Here is an 11,899-nt window from a genome sequence, read left to right as displayed (position 1 = left end):
GGATGAATATGGGGTATGACTCTTTAATAGGAACATTAATAAAATATGAACATAGTGACATGATACTAGAATGGGAAAATGGATTAAGGATTGTTGGTGTACTAGATACAGTTTTTGAAACAGATAATGGGTTAGATGACGACGATGTAAATTATACCGAATTTGATGCAGCTGTTTTTCAAGTAAATGATATTTTAGCGCATCCTACTAATGAGGAAAGTTGTTTATATAAATGGTTAATACAAAAGAAAGGTTCATTAGTTGAAATTTCACTTTATGATGATCCGCCAAGTGCAGTTTTTTTAACTGAAGGAGAAAGTGTATGGAAAAGGGATAGTAAAAAATAAAAACGTTACTTTAAACATAACCTTGATGGGCTAAAATGCCTTTTAAGGTTTTTTTACTTTAATTTATATTAAGTCTGCTGATATTAGTGAGAATCAAATTGAAAATGATTAGATTGTAAGGATGTTTCTAGTAATGGCGGAGAAGTCCATCATATACCAGTTTATTCTGTTAGTCCGAAAAGTAGAGGTAACAGTCCTGGTGTAAGAATGAAACCATAGACCATAGACAAACAGCGAGTGGGGGTAAAATCTTTAATAGAACAAGGGAAATTAAATGAGGCTCAAAATATGGACATTAATGATTTAAGAAATAAGTTTGGTAACAAATATCATGAAGGTATTAGACAAATGTTAGAATATACTAAAAGATTAAACAAATCTGGGTGGGGTAAAAAATGAATGAACTTATAATAACTCCTAATAAGGGAGTAGGTCCAATTAGTTTTGGCATGACAAGAGAGGAGGTTAGAAATGTTTTAGGAGGAAATGTAGTAGAATATAAAAAAATGCCTATGTCTGATACTTTTACAGATGCATTTAATGATCATGGAATACACATATATTACGATAGTAACGATACGTGTGAAGCAATTGAAATGGCACTACCAGCAGACCCAAAATTTTCACATAAACACATGATTGGAAGGCCTTTTAGCGAACTGAAGTCAACTATTATTTCACAAGATAGTGATGTTGAATTGGATGGGGTGGGAATACTAACTCTATATTTATGAAGCACAACTGAAAATAGAAGAGTATATGAATTTGAAATAGATGGTAAGAAAAAAATATATCATAGAGCACCGAGTGGATAAATTCGGGAGAGGTCCTCACTTTCATGGTGCTGACGATTTGAAGGGAAGTCAATGGAAAAAGGAAGATATAATCAGTATCCTGGACATTCTCCAGAAGATTTTGTTGGTTAGAAAAAGAATGGTCGACCATGGAAAGGTGCTTAATTTGAGTGACGAAAGAAAAACAAAAATGGAGCTGTTAAAAAGAAAAAGTAGAAGAAAGAATCTATTAAAAGAAATAAACTTCATGAATCTTTCAGAGGAACCTTTTTTAAATATCGAAGATAATGATTTATTTTGTAAGAATGTGTTTTCCCTACTTAACAGAAAGGAAAATAAGATTCAATTGCAAGGAGAAAGCTATAAAGAACATATTCAAAAATCAATACAATTACTAAATGATACTATTGATAATATGGAAGTAATACCAAAGCAAGGAAGACTATTGTTTTTTAGAGAAAATGAAATAGAAGCAGTGTTGGTTAATGTTAATGAAGTATTTAGTCACTTAAATAAAATGATTGAGTTAACAAAGTTTTCAGTTGGATATGGAGATTTTATTCTAGTTGCAGAAGATTTTAATTTTGGTTTGTGTATTGAACGAACGGAATATTTTTATGAGTTAAGTGTTTGGGGACTATCATAAGGAAAAATTTAAGAACCTTGATTGGCTAGATGCCTTTCAAGGTTTTTTACTTTAATTTGTTTTAAACTAAAAGAAATCCCAGACTTTATATATGATAACTTGGCTATTTATATTAATAAAAAGAAATTTGACAATGCTACTAATAACGAACCGGGATCTCTGCACGCAATTTAGGACAATTTGCTAAAGAGGGTGCAGCCGTTGGTAGTATCATGTCAGCAGGAGAAATTGGCGGTCGGGAAATACTTAATCCAGAAGACACTAACTGGAAACAGAATGCTTTAGATTTAGGTCTAAATATTGGTGCAGGTGCTACATTGGATCCCTTATTTTCAATGGCAGTACCTATAGCTAAGTCTGTACAAAAGATGGTAAATGAGAAATCAATTGTAGCAGCTGGTAATCCACCATCGATAAATGGTGGAGGAATGCCTAAGGGTACGGGTAATTCTATACAATATGCTGAAACTGGTGGAAGAAATATATCCCGAGAGCAGTTCTTTAAGGAAGAAGCTATTGCAGAAGAAATGTATGAAAAATTTAGAAATATAGGAACAGAAGATGTGAATGCAATTGCTAAAAATACAGGCTTTTCTGTTGCTAGAATACAAAAGATTAAAGATCATGTTTTTAATAATTCTCATATAAAGGATCATGGAGTTGGAAGATTTGATCCGGACTACGAACTAGCTCAAGCATGGCAAAGATTGATAGATGGGAAACAAGTAGATTCTGATATACAATTATTACATCACGAGATTTTCGAGTCAAAATTTGAGGGTATATTCCAGACTAATTATAGAACAGCTCATGAAAAAACTATAGAATCTGGAAGACCATGGAATTGGGAGAAAAACTTTGAGGAGTGAAGATTTATGGCAGTTTTTGTTTTAATGTTGAAGGAATTTGAGGATGAAGAGAGGGTGGTTTATCAATATGGACCGAATGAAGATTTAATGGGACGAATTGAATATGATAAAATAAATGGAGTTATCAACCAACTAGCGCAAATTGATTCACAAGAGTTCGCTGATGAATTCTTCTTTAAGAGAGCAGGAAGACGACTTTCAAGAATGATTATTAAAGAAAATCAAAATTTTGTTGATCGAACAACTATTGAATCTTAATTGCCTGCTTATGATTTTATAAATTTTTATTAGATATAGGTATTTAAGAGATATAGCACAATATAAGGACCTTGATTGGCTAAATGCCTCTCAAGGTTTTTTACTTTAATTTATATTAAAACAGTTGATAATTGAGTGAGATAATAAGAAAATGTTTTGCTTGAGAATCGAGAGCTCATGATGGTAGTACCCTCATGGAGTTTGGTTTGATTCTCGGATAGAGTGACAAGTACGATAAATAGGTGAGATGACATTTTTACAAGGCAGGGGTAGTTATTATATGGAGTGGGTATGTAACGGGAGGGTGAAAAGTTGAACGTTGTTGGGTATATACGAGTCTCAACTTAAGGGCAGGCAAGAGATGGATATAGCTTGAAATATCAAGAAAAGGAAATTAAAGCATAATGTAAGGAACAAGGCTTAAACTTGATACATATTTTTAGAAATGAAGGAATTAGTGGCGCAAAACTAAATAAATGAATGAACTTATAATAACTCCTAATAAGGGAGTAGGTCCAAAGAAGCGACGCTTATTGGCCAACTTACCGCTAGTCTAACAGACGAAACAAATAGCATCATGGATCAGGTGAGTGACATTGTAGCACTGCCCCATCTAGATGATAGTGCAGTGCAGGAGGGGGTTATTAGTTCTAAGAGAAAACGTGATGATACCCTCTCGCAACTGTATGAATTTGATGCAACACAGACGACTGCTTTAAACACCATGGAACAGGATATTCGGACAATGGAAACATGGCTCTCTGATATCGAAGGGATATTTAAAAGTGGGCTAATGGATGTTCATTTCCAAGCAGATAACTGGGGAGCATTGACTGCTAAAAATAAGTTGAAGACAGAATTGGCATCTCGTACATCTCCTATTGCCGTACTTTCCTCCATAGTGAATAGAGAAAATCAGTTGACGACTATGCTCCAGGCATTTATAGCTGGTAATGGTCCTATACGATTTGGCTATGGTGGTTTGATTCACATAAACAATCCTTTTGTGGGTACAGATATGCTTGTCTTATCCTGTGCAAGACCAGAGAACGTTGGAATTGAACAAGAAAAAATGAATATCCAAAAGAACAGCAATATTTTTCAAGACTTCTATGATCTAGGAATAGGTGCGTTAAAATCTGTAGCAACAATAAACCCATTCGATGAAAAGTCATTCGGTGAAGCTATGCTAGAAAGAGCGAATGATGAAGGTCAAAGACAGACGGATGATTTTGTCGAGGTACAGCGATTTACCCATCGGACATCTAATACATCTCTTTTAGGTTTACCTTCAGAATTGCACAAGGCTGGAACAGGAGATGAGCATTTATTTTATACTACACGGGAGTTTGGTGAAGGCGGTGGTACTGACCTTGTAGCTGATATGCTGGGCTATGGAGTACCTGGGCTTGGGGCTGCTAAAGCTATTAGAGGTACATCTTTAGGAGCAAAAGGACTAACAACCGGTATCTCTGCACGCAATTTAGGGCAATTTGCCAAAGAGGGTGCATCGATTGGTGGTATTATGTCCATCGGAGAAATTGGAGGTCGGGAGTTACTAAATCCAGAAGACACTAACTGGAAGCAAAATGCTTTAGATTTAGGTCTTAATATTGGAGCAGGTGCTACATTGGATCCCTTATTATCAATGGCAGTACCTATTGCTAAGTCTGTAAAGAAGATGGTAAGTGACGGATCTATTGTAGAAGCAGGTAATACACCGTTGAAAAATGGTGAAGGAATGCCTAAGGATACGGTTTTACTTAAGCATCCAATTTTAGATAGTCCACGAGTAGGTAGTGCACTAAAAGATGATTTTTATCATAACTTCAATGATATAATTGATAATTATGCAAAGGATGCTCAAAGATTTGATTTGCCAAATAAAAAAGGACATATGGATTCACTGTATCAGATAGAAGGTTCAGTGGTTAAGTATGAATCGAAGTATGTAAAGGTTAAGAATAATGCCCCTGAACTATTACAGACGAAAGAAACAAAAGATGGAGTGTTTGAATGGGTGGTAGATCCTACAGCTAACACAGTAACCCATAGAACATTTATACCTGGTGGCAAAGTTACAGGAAAAATAAATCAGTGGGGGAAATAGTAAATGTATAAAATTGAATTAGTTGAGAAATATGGATTTGACTGTAATTGGAAGACTTTGTTTATTGGTAGACAGTTTAAATTAATATCTTCCTTAGAAGTAACAAATTACGCTATTGAATATCTAAAAAATAATCCTCACGTAAATAATGAGTTCATCCTTGAATTAGCATGGGAACAAGTAGAAGATAAAGTAGATGATATACTTGACAGAATAATCGCTGACAGTTCTTCGGAAGACATGACTAAAGAGTATCATAAGTGGTTATACAGCATTATAAGAGAGGTATATAATAATTCTTCAGATGAAAATATCTTTGAAGAAATTGAAAATATTTTTTCAATGTTTGATACTCCCCCAAATATGTATGACTTTTTTAGAGAAGTATCGAATGCATTTTATTATCCAGCTGATTCAAAACTAACAATTAAAGAACTTGTTGAGGATTTTTTGGAAGCAGAGAAGCGACTAATATTCAAATAACTAGAGTGTTTAAAGAGAACGATGTACTAAAATGCCATCGTTCTTTTTTAAGTAGAGCTCGACACTCAAGAAAGACGAGTCTCTTAAATATAGAGTTACAAACAAAAGGTCTACAGCTTGAAACCATGCCAGGAATTTATACAGTTACTTCAATTGGTAACGTTCATGGGTTCCCTAACTCTGACAAACTAGCATTATATGCAGAAAGTTGGCCTATTAGAATGTGGTCGAGGTGGTAAAGAGTCATCGAAGAAAACAAAACCGTAATAGAAAGCTATATGATATTTTTTGAAACTTAGCCGTCAAACAAGTGAAGTTAATAGATTCTCTCTTAAAGTAAAGACAGGCGCTCATGAAAAGCATATTCTTAATACGCCAAATTTCAAAAAAGAAATAGCAAATGGAAAAAACAAAAGTATTTTCAATTGCAGGATAAGTTTGCAGGGAAAGGTCAACTACTGCCAAACGGTAAAAAAGAAAGAGTAGACTTTGGTAAAACTATTGGGAAGTACTATGATCGAAATATCGGTGAATATCTTGAGACTACTAATGGATTGATACATTATGGCAAAGATGGAGCTCATATAGTAACTAAGTTTAAACCATGGGGAAATTTTCTCATATAGTGTGGAGGATGAATATGGATACTGTAAATAAAATGAGAGTTATATTAAATAAAAGGAAGAAATTAAATATAAATGATGACTATGGGATACAAAGTAGTTGGGATGAAATAGTACAAGTTCTCGGAGAGAACGAGGAAAATACTTTAAACTATTTAGATAATTGTAGTGCTGAAGATTTGTATTGGATAAGTGAAGTTTTTGAGGATATAGCAGAAATAATACAAAGTAAAGAACTAATTAATTGCCTAAGAAATTTAGATGAAAAATTTCCGGAATTAGAGATGACAAATGATATAGATATAGCAGAAAGTTTTATAGAAAATCCTTAAAAGCATCTCTTTCAGAGGTGCTTTTTTCTTACTAAAATTTTCAACTTGTAAAATAGATATTTATTCGTGTCTAAAAACCATTAGAGAAGAAAAAGTACCTGGATAGTTTGGTAAAGATGCTGATGAACCAGCACCAAAAATAAACGATGTAGTGATTGATATAGAAGCAGAGCGTAGGAGAGAGGATGTTAACATGAACTATATCAGCTTTGAGAAACTAGGTGAACCAATAGCACAAGGAATACCAAGGTCAGGGAAATTATGGGCAGGTAAAAGGTCCCCTATGATTCTGATAAGTCTAGGGACTTTAAACAATACATAAAATTGGTATATGGTCAATACACTTCAAAAGAACTTATAACAGGACCGATTGATTTAGCTATAGATATTTTTATAGGGCAACTCCTAAAAAGTATCAGACATAGTCAAAACAGGCTCTCATAGAACAAGATGAATTAAGGTTACCAATAAGCCAGATGTAGATAATTATGTTAAGGGTGTTGAGGACGGTTTGAACAAGACTATATGGCAGGATGATAGCCAATTAGTGAAATTAACAGTTCAGAAATTCTATAGCATGTAGCCGGGGGTGGTAGTGATGGTGGCTTTTTGACAGTGGGATACTATAGACAAAATACAAAACAAGAAGTATAGAAAATATGGTTAGTAGAAGTTCTTATTGATTATTAATCTATAAAAATAAAAAAGCCTGAATTCACAGGCTCATAAATTTAGTCTTCAGTATTTTCTTTACCTTCATCATTTTGTCGCTTTTTTTCAATATCTTTATCTATCGAGCTAACATCCTCTAAAGCATTTTCTCCAAACCAATCTACAATTTTATCTTTTGCTAGTTGTTTTGTTTCGGAGTCTATATAAGCAGCTACAATTAATAAAGCTACAAGTAGAGCGCTTAAATCGTCAGTATATCCGATGACTGGCGTAAAGTCCGGTATGAGGTCTATTGGAAGAATGAAATATCCTAAGGCGCCAAAGATAGTAGTTTTAGCTTTTAACGGAGTTGTTGGTTTTTTGGCTGTGTAAAAGAGTAGTAATGTGGCATAAGTAACTTTAACCCCAGCTTTTTTTCCGTACTTTAGAACCTTTTTCCAAAAACCATCTTCCGAAAAGTGTTTTGAATAATCTTCCTCTACGTTAGTAATAGTAATCACCTATTTTCGATTATTTGTTATTTATTTAGTATTAATTGTTTTATTCGACAAAATGTTTGGAAATTCCTTTTTAATTATGCACAGCACCTAGATAAGCGCTCCTAAACATAAAAATAAGACAAGATTCCTCCTGTCTCTCACAAGAAAATTATAACACATTGGAGGGAACTTGTTGAGCATGGAAAATTTAGAAATAGATACTAGAACAATGCAACTAACTGTCGATATAATGGATATACCTACCAGTTGTGTGATTGTAATCTGTGACGGAAAAGCAAAACTCAGAGAGCTTCCAACGCAGGGGAATATAAGATTGTTACGCATCAAGGAAAAGTTAAGAGGATGCGTAGGGAAGAGGGAGAAGAGTTTTGAATTGATAATATTAATTATTTATATTATTTTAGATACGTTTATTGTAAGTTTTATTTTAAATGGATCTCTATTAGATAGAATCATTTTGCATTTTTGCTTTCAACAAATGATTAGTGGATTGAGTCTACTCTCTTCATCTCTTATAATAGGTTCCATAATTGCACTAACACAAGCAAACGGTTTACTGGAGAGATATTTTAAATATTTACTAGATATAGCTGTAGGTGATATTTCACAAGTCGGAGGTAATATTATATTACAATTAATATTTTCCATTTGTGCTTTGGCTTTAATAATTTATTCATTATTTTTCTATCTTTTTGAAAAACACTTACTGAGAATAGGTATTATTAGCTTAAATAACTTGAGAATAATTCGTTCAATCTCAGCAGGAGATCATCTAAATAACATATATACTATTGCAATCTTTTGGTTAGGTTTTATTCCATTAGCAGCAGAGGTTTTAGGGAATAGTCAATATAAAATCCAACCCAATATATTCCTACTTGCAACTATAGCAATAAGTATTCCTTATACTCATCTAAATATTGTAAAACGATTCTCTCGAATTAGTATATCAAATTAGTTTCATAAAGTTTAGGATAGAGTGATTGGGTATATAGCGCCATTAATAGTTAGAGATATCGGATTGTTCAGCATCAAAGAAAAGTCTAATGGATGCTTAGGAAGTGGGGGAAGAGTTTTGAGCGAAATAGTTAAATGTATTTTTTGTTTAATGGAGAGAAAAGGTACAGTAGAACACATATTCCCGGACTCTTTAGGAGGACTTTTAACAATTGATGAAGTTTGTAAAAGTTGTAATGATCAATTAGGAAGTAAGGTAGATCAGGCATTGGTTAACCATGAGTTGATGCAGTTAGCTAGATTTACAAAAAAGATTAAAGGAAAAACGGGGAAAATTCCAAATCCCATAGGTGTTGGAAGATTAAAGGATGGAGGGGATATAGTTCATAATAGAGTTAATAAAAATGGGGATCCAGATTCTTTATATATCGTACCTAGACAGGTCGAAGAAGATGATGGTAAAACATTAAAGTTCAGTGTCGATGTGACTGATAAGAAAAAATTGCCCCAAATGGTTAATAAGGCTTTATTAAGAAGAGGGAAGCAGGCCATGTCTGAAGAGGAGATTTTCAGTAAAATCCAGAATGGAATAGTTGACCAACCCGAAATTACAATAGAAATGTCATTTGATCTTATTTTATATAAGTAAGCCCTAGCAAAAATTATTTATGAAATGACTTTTTTTTGGTTAGGAGAAAAATATTTAATAGATCCAATAGGTGGGGAATTACGTCAGTACCTATTAAGCGACAAGATTAAAGTAGATACCCTTATTGGGGGGGCAGATCTTGTGGACGTTTCAGACAAAAATGGAATGGCGGCTATGTTTGGCGATAAAGATACTCATTTTTCCATTCTAGTTATCGACGGAAATAAAATAATTTGTTATGTGAACGTATTTAATCAATTTGAGGCCAAACTATTGGTGAGTGAAAATGCTCAAGAGTATGAAATACTTGAATCAATGTATTTTGAAAACAATACAAAAAAGAAGTGTATGGGGAATTCTACCTTAACACAAGAGATTATTAGAAGAAGCCAAATAATAAAGTAGTTACTATATTTTTACTTCCTTTAAATATTTATGTTCATCCAGCCAACCGGAGGACAATATTAGATTACAGCAACTGCTGTGTAATCTATTTTTCCTAAGAGAATTGGTAATTATATTATTGATATAGATTTAATATGGCTGTATTTGTTTAAGAAATAATAGTACTACTATAAATACTAGATTGTGGCATCAAGAAATGCTGACCGTACTGGAGGAAAAGGTTTGAGTTCAGAGGACGAGGAAATTAAAAAGGTATCATGGTATAAAAAAACTGAAAATTGGTGGATAGTTGTTGGATTTATTATTGCAGGAGTAGCGATAAGTCTACCTTTTGCTATTATGTGCTTAGCGGGATTAGGTTATAAAATGAGTAGCTTTCAAGATTTAGGTGTTGTAGGTGATTTCTTCGGTGGGACTACTGTGGGGTTACTATCTTTCGCTAGTATAATTCTTGTTACGGCTGCAATGATTATGCAAAAACAAGAACTTGAAATCCAACGTAACGAAGTTACTAAAACTCGTGAAGAGTATGAAATAACTAATAAAACAATGAAAAGACAACAATTTGAAAGTACCTTTTTTAATATGATTAATCTCCACCAAACTATATTATCTAATCTAAAAAGAAATGAAATTGTAGGGAGAGAATTAATTGCGGTCCTTTTCGCTGAATTTAAAGAAAAGGCTATTATTGATTACAGAGAATTCAAGTTTCTTAAATATTTATCAGATAAAGAAATTACACAAATTTTTAACAGGATTTATCCGATAGTGGAGAAAGAAAAATTAAATGAAGAATTAGACAAAATATTTAAACAAGGAGATTTAACTACGGTTCAATATGTACATCTACAAGAAAGTATTGAAGACAGAGAAGAAGGCTTGTTGGAGTATTATCCTTCTTTACTAAAGATACTGGAAAAACATCCTGATATTGTTAGTCAAATTCAAGGGATAGAAATCTCATTAAGACATGAAATAATGAAATTTCCACAACATTATTTTTTAAATAGTGATGTTTATAAGTTAAACGATAAGTACGTTATTGAAGATATTTTAAAATGGGAAAAAATAAAAAAGAATTCCTATGAAACCTTCTATAAAAAATATGAATATATATTTGGCCATTATTATAGAAATTTGTACAGGATTGTTAAGTATGTTAATGAATCAGATTTGCTTGATGATTTGGCAAAGAAGGAATTTAGAGGAATTTTAAGAGCCCAACTATCTTCCTACGAAATAATGATGCTATTTTATAATGTTATGTATTCAGAGAAGGGTAAGAAGTTTAAAGAACAGTTATTAGAAAAGAATTTTTTTGATGATCATTTATTACTGGAGGAACTTGTTTGGAATGACGAGGTAAAATATATAGAAGAGATTAAATAACTAATCCGCCCAGCCCACTGGAGGACAACATTTGATGACAGCATATGCTGTGTCATTTGTTGTCCTCTTTTTTATTTCACAAAAAAGGAGAGACGGAAATGGGAACGTTACAAACGGAGCTTTCTGAAAAAGGGCTAAAACAGCCTGTTAGACAAGAGATAGATAAAAAGAATACTAGAGACAATCAAACAGAATAAAGAACGTTTTTCTCGTAGGGAAATTGAAGATTTAATGGGGTGTAATAGAGCGATTTATGTAAAAAGAGGCGGAACAATACGACAACGATAGAGGAGTGGGATTATGAACGAACAAAATAACTTAGATATTGGATACATGGTAGGTAATTATCGATTCTGGAAGAAAGAGATTGAGAGACTAGAGAAAGTTTTATTCGGGTTCTCAGTTGCTATGAGTTCCTGGGGAGTAGCACATGGAATAGATGCTGCAATGCCTAAAGGTTCCTCAATCCGAAGTGCAAAAGAGTTGAAGAAGATGGATGTAAGAGAGAAGAGCCAGCTGATGAGACTAGAACGAATCCGAAGCTATGTGTACGCATTAGAGAAAGCTTTGGATCTAATAGAGGATGAGCAACTATATACCATCTATGACTGCCTATTGGAAGGAATGACTCACAGACAGATTGCAGCTCATTTATCAGCCTCAAAGGATTATGTACGATATAAGAAACAAGAGGTTTTTAGCCAGATTAGCCAAAATAGCCAGAGTCGTACACTTTTGACATTACAAAAATCAGTCGTGTAAACTGGAAGGAGGGTCGGCTAGGTAGGTCCCCTGGTAGGAAAATAATTTTCGTTAACCATCTTACGATGCTTGTAAGAGGAGTTTTCACTTTCTATGACGA

The 11,899-nt window shown here is 33.5% G+C and carries 15 protein-coding genes and 2 pseudogenes; 16 read left to right on the top strand and 1 reads right to left on the bottom strand.

The window, feature by feature from the left end:
* Window positions 1-8: 8 nt before the first annotated feature.
* The 10 genes and pseudogenes from MKX96_RS12310 (at window position 9) to MKX96_RS12265 (ending at window position 7,045) form a co-directional block, all read left to right on the top strand.
* On the top strand, window positions 9-347 hold the full coding sequence (locus MKX96_RS12310; RefSeq protein ID WP_340883807.1) for a hypothetical protein: 339 nt from the start codon (window positions 9-11) through the stop codon (window positions 345-347).
* Between the two features lie 395 nt (window positions 348-742).
* Window positions 743-1,081 carry a hypothetical protein gene (locus MKX96_RS12305; RefSeq protein WP_169361425.1) on the top strand — a complete coding sequence of 113 codons (339 nt, stop codon included), beginning with the start codon at window positions 743-745 and terminating at the stop codon, window positions 1,079-1,081.
* Window positions 1,082-1,121: 40 nt separating this feature from the next.
* On the top strand, window positions 1,122-1,787 hold the full coding sequence (locus MKX96_RS12300) for a YxiF family protein (protein ID WP_340883805.1): 666 nt from the start codon (window positions 1,122-1,124) through the stop codon (window positions 1,785-1,787).
* Window positions 1,788-1,999: 212 nt separating this feature from the next.
* Complete coding sequence (locus MKX96_RS12295) at window positions 2,000-2,656, top strand: hypothetical protein (protein ID WP_340883804.1); 657 nt, start codon at window positions 2,000-2,002, stop codon at window positions 2,654-2,656.
* Between the two features lie 6 nt (window positions 2,657-2,662).
* Window positions 2,663-2,914, top strand: coding sequence for a hypothetical protein (locus tag MKX96_RS12290; RefSeq protein ID WP_298473563.1), 252 nt, complete (start codon window positions 2,663-2,665; stop codon window positions 2,912-2,914).
* Between the two features lie 532 nt (window positions 2,915-3,446).
* Window positions 3,447-5,024, top strand: a complete 1,578-nt coding sequence (locus tag MKX96_RS12285) for a T7SS effector LXG polymorphic toxin (protein ID WP_340886017.1) — start codon at window positions 3,447-3,449, stop codon at window positions 5,022-5,024.
* Between the two features lie 3 nt (window positions 5,025-5,027).
* Complete coding sequence (locus MKX96_RS12280) at window positions 5,028-5,507, top strand: DUF2247 family protein (protein WP_298473566.1); 480 nt, start codon at window positions 5,028-5,030, stop codon at window positions 5,505-5,507.
* 312 nt (window positions 5,508-5,819) lie between these two features.
* Window positions 5,820-6,133: pseudogene (locus MKX96_RS12275) on the top strand (polymorphic toxin type 50 domain-containing protein); the annotation flags it as partial.
* 14 nt (window positions 6,134-6,147) lie between these two features.
* Window positions 6,148-6,462 carry a hypothetical protein gene (locus MKX96_RS12270; RefSeq protein ID WP_298473571.1) on the top strand — a complete coding sequence of 105 codons (315 nt, stop codon included), beginning with the start codon at window positions 6,148-6,150 and terminating at the stop codon, window positions 6,460-6,462.
* A gap of 454 nt (window positions 6,463-6,916) precedes the next feature.
* Window positions 6,917-7,045 carry a RusA family crossover junction endodeoxyribonuclease gene (locus MKX96_RS12265; protein ID WP_340886015.1) on the top strand — a complete coding sequence of 43 codons (129 nt, stop codon included), beginning with the start codon at window positions 6,917-6,919 and terminating at the stop codon, window positions 7,043-7,045.
* Window positions 7,046-7,193: 148 nt separating this feature from the next.
* Here MKX96_RS12265 and MKX96_RS12260 read toward each other — a convergent pair whose 3' ends face one another.
* The gene (locus MKX96_RS12260) at window positions 7,194-7,634 is read right to left on the bottom strand and encodes a YkvA family protein (protein WP_298473574.1); all 441 of its coding nucleotides are present in this window, start codon (window positions 7,632-7,634) and stop codon (window positions 7,194-7,196) included.
* 208 nt (window positions 7,635-7,842) lie between these two features.
* Here MKX96_RS12260 and MKX96_RS12255 point away from each other — a divergent pair.
* The 6 genes and pseudogenes from MKX96_RS12255 (at window position 7,843) to MKX96_RS12230 (ending at window position 11,799) form a co-directional block, all read left to right on the top strand.
* Window positions 7,843-8,006 (top strand): annotated as a pseudogene (locus MKX96_RS12255) (XtrA/YqaO family protein).
* A gap of 1 nt (window position 8,007) precedes the next feature.
* The gene (locus MKX96_RS12250) at window positions 8,008-8,592 is read left to right on the top strand and encodes a hypothetical protein (RefSeq protein WP_298473580.1); all 585 of its coding nucleotides are present in this window, start codon (window positions 8,008-8,010) and stop codon (window positions 8,590-8,592) included.
* Window positions 8,593-8,709: 117 nt separating this feature from the next.
* Window positions 8,710-9,240, top strand: coding sequence for an HNH endonuclease (locus tag MKX96_RS12245; RefSeq protein ID WP_340883800.1), 531 nt, complete (start codon window positions 8,710-8,712; stop codon window positions 9,238-9,240).
* 24 nt (window positions 9,241-9,264) lie between these two features.
* On the top strand, window positions 9,265-9,645 hold the full coding sequence (locus MKX96_RS12240) for a hypothetical protein (RefSeq protein ID WP_340883799.1): 381 nt from the start codon (window positions 9,265-9,267) through the stop codon (window positions 9,643-9,645).
* Window positions 9,646-9,867: 222 nt separating this feature from the next.
* Window positions 9,868-11,037: a putative phage abortive infection protein gene (locus MKX96_RS12235; protein WP_298473586.1), complete on the top strand. Its 1,170-nt coding sequence runs from the start codon at window positions 9,868-9,870 to the stop codon at window positions 11,035-11,037.
* A gap of 300 nt (window positions 11,038-11,337) precedes the next feature.
* Window positions 11,338-11,799: a sigma-70 family RNA polymerase sigma factor gene (locus MKX96_RS12230; protein ID WP_340883797.1), complete on the top strand. Its 462-nt coding sequence runs from the start codon at window positions 11,338-11,340 to the stop codon at window positions 11,797-11,799.
* Window positions 11,800-11,899 lie beyond the last annotated feature (100 nt).

Source organism: Psychrobacillus sp. FSL W7-1493 (assembly GCF_038004905.1).
Lineage (GTDB): Bacteria > Bacillota > Bacilli > Bacillales_A > Planococcaceae > Psychrobacillus.
Note: the sequence above shows the minus strand (reverse complement) of the source record. Positions and strands in the feature narration are given on the sequence as shown.